Raw genomic sequence first — 22160 nt, 5'->3', positions numbered from 1 at the left:
GGAGTGCGCTGAGGCGCGCTGCGGGGGCCTTCGTGTTGTCACGAAGTGGCGGAGACCTCTTGTCGGCGTGTTCATGTAGTCCTTAGCCTCCCTTGTGTTGTGCAGAGCGAAACATTCATTGCATATGTTGCAACGCTCGGAGGCTGCTGCATGAAGCTCCCCGCCCGGCTGGCCGTGCTCCTCGCCGTCCTGGCCGTCACCGCCTGCGCCCCCCGGACCGCCGACACCTCCTCCGGCGCGGACGAGAAGACCGGCACCCTGCGGGTCTGGCTCTTCCAGGAGGTCGACAACCAGCCCAAGGAACGGGTCGTCGACGCGGTCGTGGACCGCTTCGAGGAGGCCCACGACGGCACCGAGGTGCAGGTCGAGTACATCCCCGTCGAGACCCGCGCCCAGCGCGTCAAGGCCGCCTTCAACGACCCCGCGTCCGCCCCCGACGTCATCGAGTACGGCAACACCGACACCGCCGGGTACGTGCGGGACGGCGGACTGGCCGACGTCACCCGGGCCTTCACCGCCTGGGACGAGGCGAAGGACACCGACCCGGCCGCCCGGCAGTCCGTCACGGTCGGCGGCAAGGTCTACGGCGCCCCGTTCTTCGTCGGTGTCCGCGCGCTCTACTACCGCACCGACGTCTTCGCGGAGCTCGGCCTGCGAGTGCCGCGGACCCAGGACGAACTCGCCGGGGCCGCACGGACGATCCGCGCCGCCCGGCCGGACCTGTACGGCCTCGTCGTCGGCGGCGCCTACACCTACGGCGCCCTGCCGTTCGTGTGGGCCCACGGCGGTGAACTCGCCACCGGCGCGGACGGCTCGTACACCGCCGCCCTCGACAGTCCCGCCGCACGGCGCGGCATCGCGGCCTACACCGCCCTCTTCGGCGACCACAACTGCCCCGCCGCCAAGTGCGCCGGCATGACCGGCAACGACACGATCACCGCCTTCGCCGCCGGCCGGGCGGGCATGGCGATCGGCGGGGACTTCAGCCACGCGGCCGTCGAGGCCGGCGCCGTCAAGGGCAAGTACGCCGTCGTACCGCTCCCCGGAGTGGCGCCCGGCGAGATCGCGCCCGCCTTCGCGGGCGGCAACAACATCGGCGTCCTGAGGAGCACCTCGCACCGCACCCTCGCCGTCGACCTGATGAAGCGGCTCGCCTCCAAGGACACCCAGGGCGAACTCTTCGACGCCATGGGCTTCCTGCCCACCTTCACCGACGTCCGGCGCGAGGCGGCGGCCAGGGAACCGTTCGTGGAGCCGTTCGTGCGGACCCTGGCCGCCGGGGCGAAGTCCGTGCCCGCCTCGCCCGCCTGGGCGCGCATCGACTCCTCACAGGTGCTCCCGACGATGTTCCAGGAGATCGTCAGCGGGCGGAAGGACGTGCGGACGGCGTCACGCGACGCGGCGCGGCGCATGAACGACATGTTCGGCGCCGCCGGGTGAGCGGGACACCCGCGGGGGCGGTGCGCCGGACGCGGTCCCGGCGCGGCCCGGCGCACGGCACCCCGCGCCCCTGGCCGGACCGGAGCCTGCCGTGGATCTACCTCGCCCCCGCCCTCCTGGTCCTCGGCGGGCTGCTCGTCTACCCCGTCTGGCAGCTCGGGCTGATCTCGCTGCTGGAGTACACGCAGGCGCAGGTCAGCGGTGGGGAGCCGACCTCCTTCCGGGGGCTCGGGAACTACCGCGAGCTCTTCGGCGACGAGCAGTTCCGGCAGGTGCTGCTCACGACCGTGCTGTTCGCCGCCGCCTGTGTGGGCGGCACGCTCGCCGTCGGCTGCGGCCTCGCCGTGCTGCTGACCCGGGTGCGGGCGCTGCCCCGGCTGGCGCTGATGCTCGCCGCGCTGGGCGCGTGGGCCACCCCCGCGGTGACCGGGTCGACGGTGTGGCTGCTGCTGTTCGACCCGGACTTCGGGCCGGTGAACCGGGTGCTCGGCCTCGGCGACCACTCCTGGACGTACGGCCGCTACAGCGCCTTCCTGCTCGTCCTGCTCGAAGTGGTGTGGTGCTCCTTCCCGTTCGTGATGGTCACGGTGTACGCGGGCATCCGCGCCGTGCCGTCGGAGGTGCTGGAGGCCGCCGCGCTGGACGGTGCCTCGCAGTGGCGGATCTGGCGGTCCGTGCTCGCGCCGATGCTGCGGCCGATCCTGGCGATCGTCACCATCCAGTCCGTCATCTGGGACTTCAAGGTCTTCACCCAGATCTACGTCATGACGAACGGCGGCGGGATCGCCGGGCAGAACCTCGTGCTCAACGTCTACGCCTACCAACGGGCCTTCGCCTCCTCCGAGTACGGCCTCGGTTCGGCGATCGGCGTGGTGATGCTGCTGATCCTGCTCGCGGTGACGCTCGGGTACCTGCGGCTGCTGCGCCGGCAGGGGGAGGTGCTGTGAAACCCGTACGGGTTCTCGTACGGCGCCCCTGGCGGGCGGCCGCCGAGGCGTCGGCGCTGCTGGTGGCGGCCGTGGTGGCGTTCCCGCTGTACTGGATGGTGCTGAGCGCCTTCCGGCCGGCCGGGGAGATCGAATCGGACGAGCCGCGGCCCTGGACGCTCGCGCCCACACTGGATTCCTTCCGGCGGGTCTTCGGGCAGCAGGATTTCGGCCGCTACTTCCTCAACAGCCTGCTCGTCGCCGGCACCGTGGTGATCGCCTCGGCGCTGATCGCGTTCCTCGCGGCGACCGCCGTGACCCGATTCCGCTTCCGATTCCGGACCACCTTGCTGATCCTGTTCCTGGTGGCCCAGATGGTGCCCGTGGAAGCGCTCACCATCCCCCTGTTCTTCCTCATGCGGGACGCCGGCCGGCTGAACACCCTGGCGTCACTGATCCTGCCGCACATCGCCTTCTCGCTGCCGTTCGCCATCTGGATGCTGCGCGGGTTCGTGAAGGCGGTCCCGGAGGCGCTGGAGGAGGCCGCGTACATCGACGGGGCGAGCCGGACGCGATTCATGTGGCGCATTCTGTTCCCGCTCGTCTTCCCCGGGCTCGTGGCCACCAGTGTGTTCTCGTTCATCTCGACCTGGAACGACTTCCTGTTCGCCAAGTCGTTCATCATCAGCGACACCTCGCAGTCGACTCTGCCGATGGCGCTGCTGGTGTTCTATGACCCGGACGATCCCGACTGGGGCGGCGTGATGGCGGCGTCCACGGTGATGACGGTTCCGGTACTGATCTTCTTCGTACTCGTACAGCGACGGCTGGTCTCCGGACTGGCCGGAGCGGTGAAGGACTGAGGACCGACATGGACTTCGAGGATCTGATCCCGGCTCCCCGCGAGGGCCGGCGGGTGCCGCCCGAGCGGGGGACCCTCGCGCTGGACGAGGCGACGGCGCTGCACGCCGCACCCGGCACCGAGCGGGTGGCGCACTGGCTGCGCGGCACCCTGGGCGCCGCCACCGGACTGCCCCTCGCCGAGGGCCGCGAGGGCCGTGCGGAGAGCGGCATCGTGCTGCGGGTGGACCCGGAGCTGGCACCCGAGGCGTACCGCCTGGCCGTCGACGGGCACGCGGTCCGCATCGACGGGGGCAGCGCGGCCGGCGTCTTCTGGGGCGCGCAGACGCTCCGTCAGCTGCTGGGCGCCGACGCCTTCCGGCGGGCACCGGTCGACCCGGCCCGCCGGACGTGGGACGTGCCCGCGGTCGTGATCGAGGACGCCCCCCGGTTCCGCTGGCGCGGCCTGATGCTCGACGTCGCCCGGCACTTCCTGCCCAAGGACGGTGTGCTGCGCTATCTCGACCTGATGGCCGCGCACAAACTCAACGTCCTCCACTTCCACCTCACCGACGACCAGGGCTGGCGGATCGAGATCCGCAAGTACCCCCGGCTGACCGAGGTCGGCTCCTGGCGGGCGCGGACGAGATTCGGTCACCGCGCCTCACCGCTGTGGGAGCGGAAGCCCCACGGTGGCCACTACACCCAGGACGACATCCGCGAAATCGTCGCCTACGCCGCCGAGCGGCACATCACCGTCGTCCCGGAAATCGACGTGCCGGGCCACTCGCAGGCCGCCATCGCCGCGTATCCGGAACTCGGGAACACCGACGTCGTCGACACCACCGCGCTCTCCGTCTGGGACGACTGGGGAATCTCCCCCAACGTACTCGCGCCCACCGACACCACCCTGCGCTTCTACGAGGGGGTCTTCGAGGAAGTCCTGGAACTGTTCCCCTCGCGGTTCGTCCACGTCGGCGGCGACGAGTGCCCGAGGGACCAGTGGCGGCACTCCGCCACGGCACAGGCGCGCGTGAAGGAACTCGGACTCGCCGGGGAGGAGGAACTCCAGGCCTGGTTCACCCGCCACTTCGACCGGTGGCTGACCGCGCGGGGGCGCCGGCTCATCGGCTGGGACGAGATCCTGGAGGGCGGCCTCGCGCCCGGTGCGGCCGTGTCGTCGTGGCGCGGCTACGCGGGCGGCGTGACGGCCGCGCGCGCGGGCCACGACGTGGTCATGTGCCCGGAACAGCAGGTCTACCTGGACCACCGGCAGGACGCGGGCGCCGACGAGCCGGTCCCCATCGGCTACGTGCGCACCCTGGAGGACGTCTTCCGGTTCGAGCCGGTGCCACCGGAGCTGACGCCCGAGGAAGCCCGGCACGTGCTGGGCACCCAGGCCAACGTGTGGACCGAGGTGATGGAGGACGCCGCGCGCGTGGACTACCAGGTCTTCCCGCGGCTCGCCGCCTTCGCCGAGGTCGCCTGGAGCGCGCTGCCCGCCCCGGCCGAGCGGGACTTCGCCGGTTTCCAGCGGCGGATGACCGCCCACTACCGGCGGCTCGACGCCCTGGGCGTGGCCTACCGGCCGCCCACCGGACCGCGGCCGTGGCAGCGGCGGCCGGGCGTGCTCGGGCGCCCCGTCGACGGCCCGCCGCCGAACAGGTAACAGCGGCCGGTCCCCGCGCGGGACCCCGAACAGACGGGCGGTCCGTCCCGAACAGCAGACGGGCCGCCCCGAACAGACAAGGGGGAAAACACCGGCAGCTTCACCGAAGAGGGGCAATCCGCACGCACCGGAGCAGCCGTGTGAAAACGGACCATCTCCCTGGTGAGGTGGGCGAATGCCTCCTAGCGGACCCCCGCGTCCGGGCCCTGCGAAGATGTGCCAGAGTTGCCACGTCCGCCCTGTCAGCACGTACCGTACGGCAGCACAGGCGGGACCAGGTGGGGCAGCGGAAGGGGCAGCCGGTTTGACCACGCACGCACCGCAGGCGGCGCAGGCCGTCACCCTGCCCGCCACGCTCGACGAGGCCGTGGCGGCGCTCACCGCGATGCCCGCCGCGGTCCCGGTGGCGGGCGGCACCGACCTGATGACCGCCGTCAACTCCGGTCAGCTCCGGCCCGCCGGGCTGGTCGGCCTCGGGCGCATCAGCGAGATCCGCGGCTGGCAGTACCTGGACGGCCACGCCCTGCTCGGCGCGGGCCTCACGCACGCGCGCATGGGCCGCCCCGACTTCGCCGCCCTCATCCCCGCGCTCGCCGCGGCCGCGCGCGCCGCCGGACCGCCGCACATCCGCAACGCGGGCACCCTGGGCGGCAACATCGCCTCCGCCGCCCCCACCGGCGACGCGCTGCCGGTGCTGGCCGCCCTGGAGGCCACGCTGATCATCGCCGGCCCGGGCGGGGCCCGCCGGGAGATCCCCGTGTCGCACCTGCTGGCCGGGATGGACATGCTGCGCGGCGGCGAGCTCATCGGCTACGTGCGGGTGCCGCTGCTGCACGCCCCGCAGGTCTTCCTGAAGGCGACCGGGCGCACCGGCCCCGGCCGTGCCGTCGCCTCGGTCGCCCTGGTCCTCGACCCCGCGCGGCGCGGGGTGCGGTGCGCCGTGGGCGCCATAGCGCCGATGCCGCTGCGGCCCCTGGAGGCCGAGCAGTGGGTCGCCCGGCTCATCGACTGGGACAACGACCGGGCGATTGTCCCGGAGGCGCTGCGGGCCTTCGGCGAGTACGTCGCCGCGGCCTGCATCCCCGACCCGGCGCCGGCCGAGGACGGCAGCGTGCCGCCCCTGCCGCCCGCCGTACTGCACCTGCGGCGCACCGTCGCCGCGCTGGCCCGACGAGCACTGGGGAGGGCGCTGTCGTGACCGACGACCAGCACGGAGACCGGCACGGACCGGGCGCCCCGCAGAGCGGCGGCCGCTGGGACCCGCTGCCCCAGGGCGACTACGACGACGGCGCCACCGCCTTCGTGAAGCTGCCCGAGGGCGGCATCGACGCGCTGCTCGCCTCCTCCGAGAGCCCGCTCGCCGCGCCCGGCCACGGCTATGTGCCGCCGCCCATCACCGTCACCCCGGCGACCACCGCGGGCACCGACCCGGCGGCCACCGGCACCTGGAGCATGCCCGCGGGCGGCGCCCAGTGGCCCGACCCGAACGCGGCGCAGCAGCAGGACCCCGGGCACGACCGGTTCACGTACGACCCGGGGGCGACCGGGCAGTGGACGTACGAGACGTACGAGGACACGGCCGAGGCGGCCCCGGCGGCCGAGGCCCCGCCCGCGCCCGGGCACGACGTCACCGGGCAGTGGTCGATCCCCGTCGCGGGGGGCGACCTCCCGGACGAGTCCGGCGAGTTCACCACGTCCGCGCTGGTCGAGCAGTGGGGCGGCACCCCGCCCGCGACCCTGCCCGGCGGCGCCCCCGCGCCCTGGGCGACGGAGGGCGCGGGGCAGGCGTGGGCCCCGCAGGCGCCGGAACCGCACACCGAGCGCGCACCGCACGAGCAGCCGTCGTACGAGCACCCGTCGCACGAGCCGGAACCGCCCGGGCAGGTCTACGCCGAGCAGACGTACACCGAACAGGCGTACGCCGAGGGGCGCTACGGCGAGCAGCCCGCCGCCGAGTCCGCGCACCCGGAACCCGCGCACCCCGAGCATGCGCATCCGGAACCCGCGCACCCCGAGCCCGCGCATCCGGAACCCGCGCACCCCGAGCCCGCGCATCCGGAACCCGCGCACCCCGAGCCCGCGCACCCGGAGTCCACGCCCGCGCAGGGGACGTACACCGCAGAGGCCGTAGAGGCCGCCGAGGGCGCCCAGGAGGCCGCTCCAGGGCCCGCCGAGGCGTCCGGGGGCGCCGAGGGCCCCCGAGTCGCCGCACAGGCCCCCACGGACGCCGCGAGCCCGGCTGAGGGCGCCACCGGGGCGACCCCGGAGGCCGGGCAGACGGCGGAGACCGCGGAGGCGCCCGAGGACGGGCAGGCACCGGAGGCCGCCGAGGCACCCGAGGCCGCGGAGGCACCCGAGGCCGGGGAGCGCCCGGAGAGCGCGCCGGCCGGGGACACCGCGCCGCCCGCCGGGTCCGGCGGCGCCGCACCCGACCGGGCCGCGGAACAGGACCCCGCCGCACCCGCCGGGGAACCCCCCGCCCCGGCGCACGACGAGCACCCCCTCGCCTCCTACGTGCTGCGCGTCAACGGCAGCGACCGGCCCGTCACCGACGCGTGGATCGGCGAGTCCCTGCTGTACGTGCTGCGCGAACGGCTCGGCCTCGCGGGCGCCAAGGACGGCTGCTCGCAGGGCGAGTGCGGGGCCTGCAACGTGCAGGTCGACGGGCGGCTCGTGGCCTCCTGCCTGGTGCCCGCCGTGACTGCGGCCGGCAGCGAGGTGCGCACCGTCGAGGGCCTGGCCGTCGACGGGCAGCCCTCGGACGTGCAGCGCGCGCTCGCCCGGTGCGGAGCGGTGCAGTGCGGGTTCTGCGTGCCCGGCATGGCGATGACCGTGCACGACCTGCTGGAGGGCAACCCGGCGCCGACCGAGCTGGAGACCAGGCAGGCGCTGTGCGGCAACCTGTGCCGCTGCTCCGGCTACCGGGCCGTGGTCGACGCGGTCAGGGAGGTCGTCGCCGAGCGCGACGCGCACGCCGCGGGCGACGCGGCCGAAACCGGCGACCAGGCCCGCATCCCGCACCAGGCGGGCCCGGGCGCCGGCGGCGTCAACCCGTCGGCGTTCGAGCCGCGGGAGAAGCCGAACCAGCCGCAGCACCCGCCGTACGACCCGTCGTCGTACGGCCCCTCGCACGGACCCGGACCCGAACACGGACCCGAACACGGACACGGACAGGGACAGGACGGAGGCCAGGCGTGAGCAACGAAGCCGCCACCGCGACCACCGCCACCGCGGCCGGCGCCGCGGAGGCCGGCCCCGCCCCGGAGCCGATCCCGCACGGCCTCGGCTCCTCCCTGCCCGCCGCCGACGCGCGCGCGAAGACCGAGGGCACCTTCCCGTACGCGGCCGACCTGTGGGCCGAGGGCCTGCTGTGGGCGGCCGTGCTGCGCGCCCCGCACGCGCGCGCGAGGATCACCTCCATCGACACCACGCACGCGCGGGCGATGCCCGGCGTCCGCGCGGTCGTCACCCACGAGGACGTGCCCGGCAGCCCGCAGTACGGCCGGGGCAGGGCCGACCGCCCGGTGTTCGCCTCCGAGGTCGTCCGCCACCACGGCGAGCCCATCGCCGCCGTCGCCGCCGACCACCCGGACACCGCGCGGATGGCCGCCGCGGCCGTCATCGTCGAGTACGAGGTGCTCGACCCGGTGACCGATCCGGAGCAGGCCTTCGAGGCCGAGCCGCTGCACCCCGACGGCAACCTGATCCGGCACATCCCGCTGCGCCACGGCGACCCGGAGGCGGCCGGCGAGGTCGTCGTCGAGGGCCTGTACCGCATCGGCCGCCAGGACCCCGCGCCCATCGGCGCCGAGGCCGGCCTCGCCGTACCGCGGCCGGACGGCGGCGTGGAACTGTACGTGGCCTCCACCGACCCGCACGCCGACCGCGACACGGCCGCCGCCGCCTTCGGCCTGGACCCCCAGCGCGTCAAGGTCGTCGTCACCGGCGTCCCGGGCGCCACCGCCGACCGCGAGGACCAGGGCTTCCAGCTGCCGCTCGGACTGCTCGCCCTGAAGACCGGCTGCCCGGTGAAACTGACCGCCACGCGGGAGGAGTCCTTCCTGGGCCACGCCCACCGGCACCCCACCCTGCTGCGCTACCGCCACCACGCGGACGCCGAGGGCCGGCTGGTGAAGGTCGAGGCGCAGATCCTGCTGGACGCGGGCGCGTACGCGGACACCTCGGCGGACGCGCTGGCGGCGGCGGTGTCGTTCGCCTGCGGCCCGTACGTCGTCCCCAACGCCTTCATCGAGGGCTGGGCCGTGCGCACCAACAACCCGCCCTCCGGCCATGTGCGCGGCGAGGGCGCGATGCAGGTCTGCGCGGCGTACGAGGCGCAGATGGACAAGCTCGCCAGGAAGCTCGGCGTCGAACCGGCCGAGCTGCGGCTGCGCAACGTCATGGCGACCGGTGACGTCCTGCCCACCGGCCAGACCGTGACCTGCCCCGCACCGGTGGCCGAACTCCTCCAGGCCGTCCGCGACTTCCCCCTCCCGCCGCTGCCCAAGGACACCCCCGAGGAGGAGTGGCTGCTGCCCGGCGGCCCCGAGGGCGCGGGCGAACCGGGCGCCGTGCGCCGGGGCGTGGGCTACGGCCTGGGCATGGTGCACATGCTCGGCGCGGAGGGCGCCGACGAGGTGTCCACGGCCACGGTCAAGGTCCAGGACGGGGTGGCGACCGTGCTGTGCGCGGCCGTCGAGACCGGCCAGGGCTTCACCACGCTGGCCCGGCAGATCGTCCAGGAGGTCCTGGGCGTCGACGAGGTGCACGTGGCGCCGGTCGACACCGACCAGCCGCCCGCCGGGGCGGGCTGCCGGGGCCGTCACACCTGGGTGTCGGGCGGCGCGGTGGAACGGGCCGCCAAGATGGTCCGCACCCAGCTCCTTCAGCCGCTGGCCCAGAAGTTCGGCATGTCCACCGAGCTGCTGCAGATCGCCGACGGCAAGATCACCTCGTACGACGGGGTGCTGTCGACCACCGTCACCGAGGCACTGGACGGCAAGGAGCTGTGGGCGACCGCGCAGTGCCGCCCGCACCCCACCGAGCCGCTGGACGACGCCGGGCAGGGTGACGCCTTCGTGGGCCTCGCCTTCTGCGCCATCCGCGCGGTGGTCGACGTCGACATCGAGCTGGGCTCGGTCCGGGTGGTGGAGCTGGCGGTGGCCCAGGACGTCGGCCGGGTGCTGAACCCCGCCCAGCTGGCGGCGCGGATCGAGGCGGGGGTCACCCAGGGCGTCGGTATCGCGCTCACCGAGAACCTGCGCACCGCGCGCGGGGTGATACGGCACCCCGACCTCACCGGCTACGCCCTGCCGACGGCCCTGGACGCGCCGGACATCCGGATCGTGAAGCTCGTCGAGGAGCGGGACGTGGTCGCGCCGTTCGGCGCGAAGGCGGTCAGCGCGGTGCCGGTGGTGGCGTCGCCGGCGGCGATCGCGTCGGCGGTGCGGGCGGCGACGGGCCGTCCCGTCAACCGGCTCCCGATCCGGCCGCAGGCGGCCGTGGTGACGGCGCAGTAAGTCCCGGATACGCCGGATTCGGCCTGGTCCCGGGCGTTGTCAGTGGCGCCGCGTAGTGTTCCTCCCATGAGCACGACCGGCGCCGTCCTCACGGCGATCAGCACCCCGGCCACCGCATCGGGCCTCGCCCTCGACCTGCCCGTGCGCCTGCTGGACCAGGAGTTCGGCCGGGGCCGCGTGGCCCGTTTCGAGGACGTCGACTTCCCCGTGACGCTCACCCATGAACCGACCCGCCGCTTCCTGCGCGAGACGGGCCTGCCCGCGGACGAGGTCCTCTTCTCCCTGGACACGGACCTGCCGCTGCCGACGCTCACCGAGTTCTACACGGACGAGGAGTACGCGGGGGACTTCCGCGTGGACCGGCTCCCGGCCGGCGCCGACCGGCTGATACGGCTCGGCCGCCTGATCGGCGACGCGGGCCTGGTGGTCGACGGCGCCTCCGGCGAGATCCTGCGCTGGACCGAGCCGGAGGCCCGCCTGGACCCCCTGAACCGGGACGTCTCCGAACTGGTCCTCGCCCTCTGCCTGCTGCGCACCGACGGCGCGCAGGCAGGGGGAGGTGTGGAGGCCGTGGCGGGAATCGAACCCGCGTAACCAGATTTGCAGTCTGGCCCCTCAACCACTCGGGCACACGGCCAACGTGTCGACTCGACCGTATGGCCGGGGCGGAAGGGGACTCAAGGGATCCGGGGGCGCCGCAACGAGACCGCCACACTCCGTTCATGAACGGAGGGCGTAGGACCAGCGGCGGAGAAGATCACCGTCTCCCGACAGGGGTCAAGTGCCTCCGAGCCCCTTACTCTGGCGGTCATGGCCGCCCCGAACCCGCGCGACGCCGACGTCGCGGACGCAGCAGACCCCCTCGACATACCCCCGACGCCGGCCGACGGCGTGCTCGGCCGGTCGTACCGGGCGCTGAGCATCGGCATCGTCTCCGTCGTCCTGCTCATCGCCTTCGAGGCGACCGCGGTGGGGACCGCGATGCCGGTCGCGGCGCGCGAGCTGGAGGGGGTGTCGCTGTACGCGTTCGCGTTCTCCGGCTACTTCACGACCAGCCTGTTCGGGATGGTGCTGGCCGGCCAGTGGTCGGACCGGCGCGGCCCGCTGGCCCCGCTGGCCTGCGGCATCTCCGGCTTCGCGGCGGGACTGCTGCTGTCCGGGACGGCCGGGGCGATGTGGCTGTTCATCCTCGGGCGGGCCGTGCAGGGGCTCGGCGGCGGGCTGGTGATCGTCGCGCTGTACGTGATCGTCGGCCGGGCCTACCCGGAGCGGCTGCGGCCGGCGATCATGGCCGCGTTCGCCGCGAGCTGGGTCGTGCCGTCCGTGGTGGGGCCGCTGGCCGCGGGCGCGGTCACCGAGCACCTGGGCTGGCGCTGGGTGTTCCTCGGCATCCCGGTCCTCGTCCTGCTGCCGCTGGCGCTCGCGCTGCCGCAGATCCGGCGCCGGGCGTCCGGCCCGGTCGGCGGCCCGGGCGGGGACGCCTCCTTCGACGGGCGCCGCATCCGGCTCGCGCTCGGCATCTCGCTGGGCGCCGGCCTCCTCCAGTACGCCGCCCAGGACCTGCGCTGGCTCTCCCTGCTGCCCGGCGTCGCCGGTGCCGTGCTGCTGGTCCCGGCGGTGCTCGGGCTGCTGCCGCGCGGCACCTGCCGGGCGGCGCGCGGACTGCCCTCCGTGGTGCTGCTGCGGGGGGTCGCGGCGGGCTCGTTCATCGCGGCGGAATCGTTCGTGCCGCTGATGCTGGTCACCCAGCGCGGCCTGTCGCCGACGCTCGCCGGGTTCTCGCTGGCGGCGGGCGGCGCGACCTGGGCGCTGGGCTCCTGGGTGCAGTCACGGCCCCGTCTGGAGCCGTACCGGGAACGGCTGATGACACTGGGCATGCTGCTGACGGCGGCCGCCATCGCGACCGCGCCGAGCGTGCTGGCCGACGCGGTGCCGGTGTGGACGGTGGCCGTCGCCTGGGGGTTCGGCTGCTTCGGCATGGGGCTGGTGATCTCCTCCACCAGCGTGCTGCTGCTCCAGCTGTCCGCCCCCGAGGAGGCCGGCACCAACTCCGCCGCGCTCCAGATCTCCGACGGCCTGGCGAATGTGATCCTCCTCGCGATCGGCGGCGCCGCCTTCGCCGCGCTGGGCGGCGGCACGGTCGCCCACGCCGCCACCGAGACGGCCGGCGCGGGCTCCCGGCCGGCCGCCTTCGCCGCCGTCTTCCTGCCCATGGCGCTGGTCGCGCTGGTGGGCGCCTGGGTGACGACGAGGGTGCGCGAACGGTGAGTCAACGCCGGGGTCACCGAGGGTGTTGTGACGTGGGTCCCACCCTCGGGCGACCCGGTGCCGTCCGCGCGTTGACGGTGCCGGGCCGCCGGTAGGGTGGCCCGGTTGTCATACGTAGCCGAGCAGTCCTACCCCCACCCCGGAGACCGTGACTACCACCGCCGCCTCGTCCTCCTCCTCGCACCACCTCTCACCCGCCTTCCCCGGCCGCGCCCCCTGGGGCACCGCCAGCAAGCTGCGCGCCTGGCAGCAGGGGGCGATGGAGAAGTACATCCAGGAGCAGCCGCGTGACTTCCTGGCGGTCGCCACCCCCGGCGCCGGCAAGACGACGTTCGCGCTGACGCTGGCGTCCTGGCTGCTGCACCACCACGTCGTGCAGCAGGTGACCGTGGTGGCCCCCACCGAGCACCTGAAGAAGCAGTGGGCCGAGGCCGCCGCGCGGATAGGGATCAAGCTGGACCCGGAGTACAGCGCGGGCCCGCTGGGCCGGGAGTACCACGGTGTCGCCGTGACCTACGCCGGGGTGGGCGTACGGCCCATGCTGCACCGCAACCGGGTCGAGCAGCGCAAGACCCTCGTCATCCTCGACGAGATCCACCACGCCGGTGACAGCAAGTCCTGGGGCGAGGCCTGCCTGGAGGCGTTCGAGCCCGCGACGCGGCGCCTGGCGCTGACCGGTACGCCGTTCCGCTCGGACACCAACCCGATCCCCTTCGTGACGTACGAGGAGGGCGCGGACGGCATCCGGCGGTCCTCGGCCGACTACACCTACGGCTACGGCTCCGCGCTCGCCGACGGCGTCGTCCGCCCCGTCATCTTCCTCTCCTACAGCGGCAACATGCGCTGGCGGACCAAGGCCGGCGACGAGATCGAGGCGCGGCTCGGCGAGCCGATGACCAAGGATGCCGTCAGCCAGGCCTGGCGCACCGCGCTGGACCCGCGCGGCGACTGGATGCCGGCCGTGCTGCGCGCCGCCGACCAGCGCCTGACGGAGGTCAGGAAGGCGATCCCCGACGCGGGCGCGCTGGTCATCGCCTCCGACCAGGAGTCGGCCCGCGCCTACGCCAAGCTCATCCGGGACATCACCGGGCACAAGGCGACCCTCGTCCTCTCCGACGACGCGGGCGCGTCCAGCCGGATCGACGAGTTCAGCAGCAGCACCGACCGGTGGATGGTCGCCGTCCGCATGGTGTCCGAGGGGGTCGACGTGCCGCGTCTCGCGGTCGGCGTGTACGCGACCACGATCTCGACGCCGCTGTTCTTCGCGCAGGCCGTCGGGCGCTTCGTGCGCTCGCGGCGCCGGGGCGAGACCGCGTCGGTGTTCCTGCCGACCGTGCCCGACCTGCTCGGCTTCGCCAACGAGATGGAGCGCGAGCGCGACCACGTCCTCGACAAGCCGAAGAAGGACGGCGAGGAGGACCCGTACGCCGAGGAGGAGAAGCTCCTCCAGGAGGCGGAGAAGCAGCAGGACGAGGACACCGGCGAGCAGGACATGCTGCCCTTCGAGGCGCTGGAGTCCGACGCCGTCTTCGACCGGGTCATGTACAACGGCGCCGAGTTCGGCATGCAGGCCCACCCCGGCAGCGAGGAGGAGCAGGACTACCTGGGCATCCCGGGACTCCTCGAACCCGATCAGGTGCAGCTGCTGCTGCAGAAGCGGCAGGCCCGGCAGATCGCGCACAGCAGGAAGAAGCCGGACACCGAGGCGGACCTGCTGGAGCTGCCCGCCGAGCGGCGGCCCGTGGTCTCCCACAAGGAGATGATGGAGCTGCGGCGGCAGCTCAACACGATGGTCGGCGCGTACGTCCACCAGAGCGGCAAGCCGCACGGAGTGATCCACACCGAGCTGCGCCGGGTCTGCGGCGGGCCGCCGGCCGCGGAGGCCACGGCCGGTCAGCTCCGGCAGCGGATCGCCAAGGTGCAGGAGTGGGCGACGCGGATGCGGTAGCCCCGCCGGGCCGGGCGGGCCGGGGCCGCGGCCGAGACCGGAGGCAGGCCGGCCGGTGCGGCATGGACGGGCCCCGGGTGCCCGAGGCGGGCGTCTGGACGGACGGCGGGAGCCGCACCGGGGCACCGGGTCACCGGAACGCGGGGCACCGGGTCACCGGGACACCGCGACCCGGTGGCCGGGCCGGACGTGCCGAGGTGCGCGGGCCGGGGGCAGGGGCAGGCCGGCCGGTGGCTCCAGGGGCGGACGGCCCGTGGCCGGGGGCTTGAGGGCGCCGCCGGCGCGCCGTACGTATCCGGACATATCGCGGCAGGTCATATCGGCCACTGCCCGGATTCTGGACGGAGCCTTCCGCTGAGCGGACCGGCTCGCTACTGTCCCGCTACGCACACGCCCCGTGGCAGCGCCGCCGCGGAGCGCAGCCGTGAAGCGACGCGGCCCGGTACCGACCGGGCCGCCGGCCGATCGGCAGCCTCTGAAGCGCGTCGCTGACGGGACTCGGCGACGCACCAGCCGCGAGGGGGCTGCCGACCTCACCACTTAAGGAGTGGGCGTCGTGACCGCGGAGACCTCTCAGACGCTCGACCGGGGACTGCGGGTCCTCAAGCTGCTGGCCGACACGGACCACGGGCTGACCGTCACCGAGCTATCCACCAAGCTGGGCGTGAACCGGACCGTGGTCTACCGGTTGCTGGCCACCCTGGAGCAGCACGCACTCGTACGACGTGACCTCGGCGGCCGTGCCCGGGTGGGGCTGGGCGTGCTCGGGCTGGGCCGCCAGGTGCACCCGCTGGTACGGGAGGCGGCACTGCCGGCGCTGCGGTCGCTGGCGGAGGACATCGGGGCCACGGCGCACCTGACGCTGGTCGACGGGGCGGAGGCGCTGGCCGTCGCGGTGGTGGAGCCGACGTGGACCGACTACCACGTGGCGTACCGGGCCGGGTTCCGGCACCCGCTGGACCGGGGTGCCGCGGGCAAGGCGATCCTGTCCGCGCGGGCCAAGCCCTCCGGCGACCCCGGGTACACACTGACGCACGGCGAGCTGGAGGCCGGGGCGAGCGGGGCCGCGGCGCCGCTGCTCGGGGTCACCGGCGTCGAGGGGAGCGTGGGCGTGGTGATGCTCGCCGACGCGGTGCCGGAACGGGTGGGGACGCGGGTCGTCGAAGCGGCCCGCGAGGTCGCGGAGGCGCTGCGGTAGCCGGGGCGGTCGCACCGGATCGGGCGGCTCGACCGGCTCCGCGGCACGCGGGTTAGATTGGCTCCGTGCTCTCTCGTCTCTCACGTCCCCAGGCCCTCGCCGTCTGCGCCCTGCCGGTCGCGGGGCTCGTCGCCACGGCCCTGTTCGCGCCGTTGCCGTTCTCGGTGGCGCAGCCGGGGTCGACGGCCGACGTGCTGGGTGAGGACAAGGGGCACCCGGTGATCACCATCTCGGGGGCGCCCATCCGGGACACCCGCGGCGAGCTGCGCATGACGACCATCGTGGCGACCAGCCCCGACACCCGGGTGTCGCTGGGCGAGGTGGTCGACGCGTGGTTCCGCGACGACCGCGCCGTGATGCCGCTGGACGCCGTCTACCCGAGCGGGGGCGACGTCAAGGAGATCGAGAAGCACAACGCGGACCAGATGCGGCAGTCGCAGGACGCGGCCACCGCCGCCGCGCTGAACCACCTGGACCGCGCCGACGACGGCATCGAGGTGGAGCTGGAGCTCAAGGACGTCGGCGGGCCCAGCGCCGGCCTGCTGTTCTCGCTCGGCATCATCGACAAGCTGGACGGCAACGGCCGCGGCGGCGACCTCACCGGGGGCCGGACGATCGCCGGCACCGGCACCATCACCGCCGACGGCCAGGTCGGCGCGGTGGGCGGGGTGGCGCTGAAGACGCAGGCCGCGCGGCGCGACGGCGCGACCGTCTTCCTGGTGCCGGAGGCCGAGTGCTCGGACGCGCAGGCGGAGCTGCCCGAGGGGCTGCGGCTGATCCCGGTGACCACGCTCGAAGGCGCCGTGCAGTCCCTCGTCGCGCTGGACTCCGGCAAGCCCGTCCCGTCCTGCTGAACCGGTCAGCCCTCCTTCACGAACCCCTCCTGGACCAGCCAGTCCAGCGCCACCTGGTGGGGGTCCTCGCCGTCCACGTCGACCCTGGCGTTGAGGGTCCGGGCCACGTCGTTGTCCAGCTTCCTGGTGATCGGGTCGAGGACGTCGGTGATCGCGGGCCACTCCTCCAGCGTCTTGGTGTTGATCACCGGAGCCGCGTTGTAGTTGGGGAAGAACTTCCTGTCGTCCTCCATCACCACCAGGTTCATGGACTTGATCCGCCCGTCGGTGGTGAAGACCTCGCCGTAGGTGCAACTGCCCTTGGCCACCTGGGTGTAGATGATGCCGGTGTCCATCTGGGTGATGCGGCCGGCCGGGACGTCCATCCCGTACTCCTTCTGCATGCCCGGCAGTCCGTCCGCGCGGTTGGCGAACTCGCCCTCGACGCACAGGGTCACCGCGCCGGGATCCCGCTTCGCCAGCGCCGCCACGTCCGAGAGCGTCCGCGTGCCGTACCTGCGGGCGTTGGCCTGGTTCGTCGCCAGGGCGTAGGTGTTGTTGAGGGCGGACGGGGCCAGCCAGGTCAGGCCGTTGCCCCGGTCGGCGTCGCGCACCGCCCGCCACTGCCGGCCGGGGTCGGGGATGGGCTCCTTGTTGCCGAGGTAGGTGATCCAGGCGGTGCCGGTGTACTCGTACACGGCGTCCGCGTCGCCGCGTCGCACCGCCTCGCGGGAGCCGATGGAGCCCTGGATGCCGGTCCGGTCGAGGACCTCCGCGCCGGCCGCCTGGAAGGCGATGCCCATGATCGCGCCGAGGACGAGCTGTTCCGTGAACGACTTGGACGTCACCGTCAGATCGGCCCCCTTGAGGGGCCGGCCCTGCCCCACGGAGCCGGGCCGCACGTCGTCGACCATGGGGGAGCCGCTGGTCAGCCCGCAGCCGGCGGCGGCCACCAGCGTCCCGGCGAGCAGCAGGCGCAAGGGCCCTCTCATGCGCCGGCCTCCAGACCGCGGGGCCGCAGCAGCAGTTCGGCCAGCGAGGCCAGCCAGTCCACCAGCAGGGCGAGGGCGATGGTGAGGACGGAGCCCAGGACCAGCACCGGCATCCGCTGGTTGGTGATGCCGGTGGTGATCAGCACGCCGAGTCCGCCGCCTCCTCCGAAGGTCGCCAGGGTCGCCGTCCCCACGTTCAGCACGAGGGCCGTGCGCACGCCCGCCAGGATCAGCGGGACGGCGAGCGGCAGCTCCACCCTGGTGAGCACGCCCAGCGGGGACATGCCGATGCCGCGGGCCGCCTCCAGCAGCGTCGGGTCGTTGGCCCGGAGACCGGCGACGGTGTTGGACAGCACCGGCAGCACGGCGTAGGCGATGATGCCGATCAGGGCCGACCGGCGGCCGATGCCGAGCCAGATCACCAGCAGCGCGAGCAGTCCGATCGCGGGCGTGGCCTGGCCCATGTTGGCCAGCGCCATCGCCACCGGGGTGGCCTTGCGGAACGCCTTCCTGGTCAGCAGGATCCCCAGCGGGATGGCGATGATCAGCACGAAGAAGGTGGAGATCACCGTCAGCTGGACGTGCTGCCACAGCGCCTTGGAGACCTGCCCGCCGGACAGCGCGTTCTCCGAGATGGTGTCCAGGTCGGCCCGGTCGAACCAGAGCCAGGTCGCCAGCAGCATCGCCACCAGGAAGGCCGGGACGAAGGTCAGCTTCCGCCAGCCGATGCGGCGCGGCCGAGCGGGCCGCAGACGCGGCTCGGGCTCCGGCTCGGCCTCGCCGTCGTCCCGGAACGGCAGCCCTCTGACCTCGTGCTCGCCCTCGGGGCGCGGCTCGCGGCCGGGTGCGGTCGTCACGCCCTCGCCTCCCCTCCGGGGCCCTCCTGCTCGGTGTGGGTCAGCTCCTCGCGGGCCTCCTCCAGCTCGTGCTGGTGCTCGATCGCGTCGAGCCGGTCGGCCTCCAGCAGCTCGTGCACGGAGTTCATCAGGGTCTCCATGTCGACGACGCCGGTGTACTCGCCGCGCCGCCCGGTCACCGCCACCCGCCCCGCGTTGTCGGTGAGCACCGCCTCCAGGGCGTCGCGCAGGGTCGCCTCCCGGGTCACCGTGTCGTGCACCAGGGTTCCCGCGCGGGCCAGCGAGCCCTTGGCCCGCATCAGGTCGCCGCGGCGCAGCCACTTGTAGGGGCGGCCCCGCTTGTCCAGCATCAGGATCTCGTTGGTGCCGCTGCGGCGCAGCCTGTCGAAGATGTCCTGGAGCGGGTCGTCGACGGTGACCGTCGGATACTCGGTGATCTCCACGTCCCGGACCCGGGTGAGGTTGAGGCGCTTGAGCGCGGCGCCCGCGCCGACGAAGCCGGAGACGAAGTCGTCCGCCGGGTTGGTGAGGATCGCCTCCGGGGTGTCGAACTGGGCGATGTGCGAGCGTTCGCGCAGGACGGCGATGCGGTCGCCGAGCTTGATCGCCTCGTCGAAGTCGTGGGTGACGAAGACGATCGTCTTGTGCAGCTCGTGCTGGAGCCGGATCAGCTCGTCCTGGAGGTGGTCGCGGGTGATCGGGTCGACCGCGCCGAACGGCTCGTCCATCAGCAGGACCGGCGGGTCGGCGGCCAGCGCCCGGGCCACGCCGACGCGCTGCTGCTGGCCGCCGGAGAGCTGGCGCGGGTAGCGGCCGTGGAACTCGGCGGGGTCCAGGCCGACCAGGTCGAGCAGTTCCTCGACGCGGTCGCGGATCCGGGCCTTGGACCAGCCGGCCATCTTCGGGACCAGGCCGATGTTCTGGGCGACGGTCATGTGCGGGAAGAGCCCGGCGGACTGGATGGCGTAGCCGACCTTGCGGCGCAGTCTCACCGGGTCGATGTCGGTGACGTCCTCGCCGTTGATGCGGATCCGGCCGCTGGTCGGCTCGATCAGCCGGTTGATCATCTTCAGGGTCGTGGACTTGCCGCAGCCGGACGGCCCGACGAAGATCACCGTCTCACCCGCGCCGATCTCCATGCTGACGTTGTCCACGGACGGGGCGGGGTTGCCGGGGTAGCGCTTGGTCAGGTTCTCCAGCTCGATGGTCGCGCCGCCGGTCGCGGTGTTCTCAGCCACGGATCCCCCTCGGGATGGTCAGCCGTCCGATCAGCACGTACGCGGCGTCGAAGAGCAGGGCGAGGACGACGATCCCGAGGGTGCCCGCGAGCACCTGGTTCAGCGCGTTCTTGCTGCCCAGGGAGGCGATGCCGCGGAAGATCTCGTTGCCGAGGCCGGGTCCGGAGGCGTAGGCGGCGATGGCGGCGATGCCCATCAGCATCTGGGTCGAGACCCGGATGCCGGTGAGGATCGGCGGCCAGGCCAGCGGCAGCTCCACCCGCGCGAGCCGGGACAGCCGGGACATGCCGATGCCGGTCGCGGCGTCCACCAGCGCGGGGTCGACGCCGCGCAGGCCGACGATCGAGTTGCGCACGACCGGCAGCAGACCGTAGAGGGTGAGCGCGATGACCGTCGGGGGCACGCCGAGGCCGACGATCGGGACGAGCAGGCCGATCATGGCCAGCGACGGGATGGTGAGGATGGTGGAGGTGGCGGTGGTGGCCAGGTTCCCGGCCCACTCGGTGCGGTAGGTGACGACACCGATGAGCACGCCGAGGACGGCGGCCATGACCATGCACTGGAAGACCGCCGAGGCGTGCTGCCCGGCGTCGGCGAGCAGCTGCTGGTGGCGGCTGCCCAGGTACTCCCAGAAGTTCACATCACCTCACCCCAACGGCTACGGGACCGCTCGCGGATCCTCCTGCGCCGCCTGCTCCACCAGCGGGATGATCCGCAGCGGAACGGGGTTCTCCATGACGATCGCGGTGGAGGCCCGGACGATGCCATCAAAGCCGACAACCCGGTCGATCACCCGCTGGAGATCGGCGTTGGAGCGGGCCACCAGACGGCACAGCATGTCGTTGGTGCCGGTGGTGGTGTGCAGCTCCAGCACCTCCGGCACGGTGGCCAAGTGGGCGCGCACATCGGCCCCTTGGCCCTGCCGGATCTCCAGCGTGGCGAACGCGGTCACCGGGTAGCCGAGGGCCGCGGGATCCACCTGGGGACCGAATCCGCGGATGACTCCGTTCGACTGAAGCCGGTCCAGGCGGGCCTGCACGGTGCCGCGCGCGACGCCCAGGCGCCGGGACATCTCCAGCACGCCGATGCGCGGCTCACGGGCGAGCAGCACGATGATCCGGCCGTCCAGATGATCGATCGCCACAGCGGCTCCTCCAGTGGTCATCCTGTACAGACAGCCCGCAGAAACGGACCGGGCGCTGGTCACATTGCCCAGCAGAAACCCAAACTATTGCGCACCTTGCAGAGCGGGGCCACCCTTCGGCTATGACGCAGACCACACACCTCACTCCCGACACCGCCCGGCAGGCCGACCCCTTCCCGGTCAAGGGAATGGACGCGGTCGTCTTCGCCGTGGGCAACGCCAAGCAGGCGGCGCACTACTACTCCACCGCCTTCGGCATGAAGCTGGTCGCCTACTCCGGACCGGAGAACGGCAGCCGCGAGACCGCCAGCTACGTCCTGGAGAACGGCTCCGCGCGCTTCGTCCTCACCTCCGTCATCAAGCCCGCCACCGACTGGGGCCGCTTCCTCGACCGGCACGTGGCCGAGCACGGCGACGGCGTCGTCGACCTCGCCATCGAGGTGCCGGACGCCCGGGCGGCGTACGCCTACGCGATCGAGCACGGGGCGCGTTCCGTCGCCGAGCCGTACGAGGTGAAGGACGAGCACGGCACGGTCGTCCTCGCCGCGATCGCCACCTACGGCGAGACCCGCCACACCCTCGTCGAGCGCACCGGCTACGACGGCCCCTACCTGCCCGGGTACGTCGCCGCCGACCCGATCGTCGAGCCGCCCGCCCAGCGCACCTTCCAGGCCATCGACCACTGCGTCGGCAACGTGGAACTCGGCCGGATGAACGAGTGGGTCGGCTTCTACAACAAGGTCATGGGCTTCACGAACATGAAGGAGTTCGTGGGCGACGACATCGCGACCGAGTACAGCGCGCTGATGTCGAAGGTGGTGGCCGACGGCACGCTGAAGGTCAAGTTCCCGATCAACGAGCCCGCCATCGCCAAGAAGAAGTCGCAGATCGACGAGTACCTGGAGTTCTACGGCGGCGCCGGCGTCCAGCACATCGCGCTGAACACCAACGACATCGTCGCCACCGTCCGCACCATGCGCGCGGCCGGTGTGCAGTTCCTGGACACCCCGGACTCGTACTACGACACGCTCGGCGAGTGGGTCGGCGACACCCGGGTGCCGATCGAGACCCTGCGCGAGCTGAAGATCCTCGCCGACCGCGACGAGGACGGCTACCTGCTGCAGATCTTCACCAAGCCGGTCCAGGACCGCCCGACCGTGTTCTTCGAGATCATCGAGCGCCACGGCTCGATGGGCTTCGGCAAGGGCAACTTCAAGGCCCTGTTCGAGGCGATCGAACGCGAGCAGGCCAAGCGCGGCAACCTCTGACCCGGAGCCGGCCGCGGACC

Annotated in this window: 18 protein-coding genes and 1 tRNA gene; 13 read left to right on the top strand and 6 right to left on the bottom strand. The window is 73.2% G+C overall.

Annotated features, from left to right (window positions below; translation table 11 throughout):
• The first annotated feature begins 150 nt into the window (after positions 1-150).
• The 8 genes from SGLAU_RS13175 (at position 151) to SGLAU_RS33575 (ending at position 10988) form a co-directional block, all read left to right on the top strand.
• Positions 151-1440 (top strand): extracellular solute-binding protein, encoded by a 1290-nt coding sequence (locus SGLAU_RS13175; protein WP_043501285.1) that lies wholly within the window; start codon positions 151-153, stop codon positions 1438-1440.
• Positions 1437-2387 (top strand): carbohydrate ABC transporter permease, encoded by a 951-nt coding sequence (locus SGLAU_RS13170; protein ID WP_043501282.1) that lies wholly within the window; start codon positions 1437-1439, stop codon positions 2385-2387. The genes SGLAU_RS13175 and SGLAU_RS13170 overlap by 4 nt, the downstream gene beginning before the upstream one ends.
• Positions 2384-3229, top strand: coding sequence for a carbohydrate ABC transporter permease (locus SGLAU_RS13165; RefSeq protein WP_043501279.1), 846 nt, complete (start codon positions 2384-2386; stop codon positions 3227-3229). Before SGLAU_RS13170 ends, SGLAU_RS13165 begins: the two co-directional genes overlap by 4 nt.
• 8 nt (positions 3230-3237) lie before the next feature.
• Positions 3238-4875: a beta-N-acetylhexosaminidase gene (locus tag SGLAU_RS13160; RefSeq protein WP_043501278.1), complete on the top strand. Its 1638-nt coding sequence runs from the start codon at positions 3238-3240 to the stop codon at positions 4873-4875.
• Positions 4876-5179: 304 nt separating this feature from the next.
• A complete protein-coding gene (locus tag SGLAU_RS13155; RefSeq protein ID WP_043501276.1) occupies positions 5180-6073 on the top strand; it encodes an FAD binding domain-containing protein in 894 nt (297 codons plus the stop codon).
• Entirely contained in the window at positions 6070-8073 is a 2004-nt protein-coding gene (locus SGLAU_RS13150; RefSeq protein WP_043501273.1) for a 2Fe-2S iron-sulfur cluster-binding protein, read from the top strand. Before SGLAU_RS13155 ends, SGLAU_RS13150 begins: the two co-directional genes overlap by 4 nt.
• A complete protein-coding gene (locus SGLAU_RS13145; protein ID WP_043501271.1) occupies positions 8070-10394 on the top strand; it encodes a xanthine dehydrogenase family protein molybdopterin-binding subunit in 2325 nt (774 codons plus the stop codon). The genes SGLAU_RS13150 and SGLAU_RS13145 overlap by 4 nt, the downstream gene beginning before the upstream one ends.
• Before the next feature lie 66 nt (positions 10395-10460).
• Entirely contained in the window at positions 10461-10988 is a 528-nt protein-coding gene (locus SGLAU_RS33575) for an SUKH-4 family immunity protein (RefSeq protein ID WP_078957698.1), read from the top strand.
• Here SGLAU_RS33575 and SGLAU_RS13135 read toward each other — a convergent pair.
• Positions 10957-11031: transfer RNA gene (locus SGLAU_RS13135), tRNA-Cys, on the bottom strand. The genes SGLAU_RS33575 and SGLAU_RS13135 overlap by 32 nt on opposite strands.
• A gap of 173 nt (positions 11032-11204) precedes the next feature.
• Between SGLAU_RS13135 and SGLAU_RS13130 the strand changes: the two genes are divergently transcribed.
• From SGLAU_RS13130 to SGLAU_RS13115, 4 genes are all read left to right on the top strand, one after another.
• Positions 11205-12662 (top strand): MFS transporter, encoded by a 1458-nt coding sequence (locus SGLAU_RS13130; protein ID WP_043501268.1) that lies wholly within the window; start codon positions 11205-11207, stop codon positions 12660-12662.
• A 148-nt stretch (positions 12663-12810) separates the two neighbouring features.
• Positions 12811-14610 carry a DEAD/DEAH box helicase gene (locus SGLAU_RS13125; protein ID WP_043501266.1) on the top strand — a complete coding sequence of 600 codons (1800 nt, stop codon included), beginning with the start codon at positions 12811-12813 and terminating at the stop codon, positions 14608-14610.
• Between the two features lie 556 nt (positions 14611-15166).
• Positions 15167-15808, top strand: coding sequence for an IclR family transcriptional regulator (locus SGLAU_RS13120; RefSeq protein WP_043501265.1), 642 nt, complete (start codon positions 15167-15169; stop codon positions 15806-15808).
• A 65-nt stretch (positions 15809-15873) separates the two neighbouring features.
• The gene (locus tag SGLAU_RS13115; RefSeq protein ID WP_043501263.1) at positions 15874-16662 is read left to right on the top strand and encodes a S16 family serine protease; all 789 of its coding nucleotides are present in this window, start codon (positions 15874-15876) and stop codon (positions 16660-16662) included.
• Between the two features lie 5 nt (positions 16663-16667).
• On the opposite strand, the gene SGLAU_RS13110 is transcribed toward SGLAU_RS13115, so the two are convergent.
• Genes SGLAU_RS13110 through SGLAU_RS13090 form a run of 5 tightly spaced genes read right to left on the bottom strand, consistent with a single transcriptional unit; the run spans position 16668 to position 20872 of the window.
• On the bottom strand, positions 16668-17633 hold the full coding sequence (locus tag SGLAU_RS13110) for a glycine betaine ABC transporter substrate-binding protein (protein WP_043501262.1): 966 nt from the start codon (positions 17631-17633) through the stop codon (positions 16668-16670).
• Positions 17630-18490 carry an ABC transporter permease gene (locus SGLAU_RS13105; RefSeq protein WP_043501259.1) on the bottom strand — a complete coding sequence of 287 codons (861 nt, stop codon included), beginning with the start codon at positions 18488-18490 and terminating at the stop codon, positions 17630-17632. Before SGLAU_RS13105 ends, SGLAU_RS13110 begins: the two co-directional genes overlap by 4 nt.
• A complete protein-coding gene (locus tag SGLAU_RS13100) occupies positions 18487-19728 on the bottom strand; it encodes a betaine/proline/choline family ABC transporter ATP-binding protein (RefSeq protein WP_043501256.1) in 1242 nt (413 codons plus the stop codon). Before SGLAU_RS13100 ends, SGLAU_RS13105 begins: the two co-directional genes overlap by 4 nt.
• Positions 19721-20368, bottom strand: a complete 648-nt coding sequence (locus SGLAU_RS13095) for an ABC transporter permease (RefSeq protein WP_043501254.1) — start codon at positions 20366-20368, stop codon at positions 19721-19723. The genes SGLAU_RS13100 and SGLAU_RS13095 overlap by 8 nt, the downstream gene beginning before the upstream one ends.
• A gap of 18 nt (positions 20369-20386) precedes the next feature.
• Entirely contained in the window at positions 20387-20872 is a 486-nt protein-coding gene (locus tag SGLAU_RS13090; protein ID WP_043501252.1) for an Lrp/AsnC family transcriptional regulator, read from the bottom strand.
• A 122-nt stretch (positions 20873-20994) separates the two neighbouring features.
• On the opposite strand from SGLAU_RS13090, the gene hppD reads away from it, so the two are divergent.
• Positions 20995-22140 (top strand): 4-hydroxyphenylpyruvate dioxygenase, encoded by a 1146-nt coding sequence (hppD, locus tag SGLAU_RS13085; protein WP_043501249.1) that lies wholly within the window; start codon positions 20995-20997, stop codon positions 22138-22140.
• The last annotated feature ends 20 nt before the right edge of the window (positions 22141-22160 follow it).

This window comes from Streptomyces glaucescens (assembly GCF_000761215.1).
GTDB lineage: Bacteria > Actinomycetota > Actinomycetes > Streptomycetales > Streptomycetaceae > Streptomyces > Streptomyces glaucescens_B.
Note: the sequence above shows the minus strand (reverse complement) of the source record. Positions and strands in the feature narration are given on the sequence as shown.

Bases quoted from the DNA above. Each gene is read 5' to 3' on its own strand.
- SGLAU_RS13175 (WP_043501285.1), top strand. From the start codon at position 151: ATGAAGCTCCCCGCCCGGCTGGCCGTGCTCCTCGCCGTCCTGGCCGTC.
- SGLAU_RS13160 (WP_043501278.1), top strand. From the start codon at position 3,238: ATGGACTTCGAGGATCTGATCCCGGCTCCCCGCGAGGGCCGGCGGGTG.
- SGLAU_RS33575 (WP_078957698.1), top strand. From the start codon at position 10,461: ATGAGCACGACCGGCGCCGTCCTCACGGCGATCAGCACCCCGGCCACC.
- SGLAU_RS13130 (WP_043501268.1), top strand. From the start codon at position 11,205: ATGGCCGCCCCGAACCCGCGCGACGCCGACGTCGCGGACGCAGCAGAC.
- SGLAU_RS13110 (WP_043501262.1), bottom strand. From the start codon at position 17,633: ATGAGAGGGCCCTTGCGCCTGCTGCTCGCCGGGACGCTGGTGGCCGCC.
- hppD (WP_043501249.1), top strand. From the start codon at position 20,995: ATGACGCAGACCACACACCTCACTCCCGACACCGCCCGGCAGGCCGAC.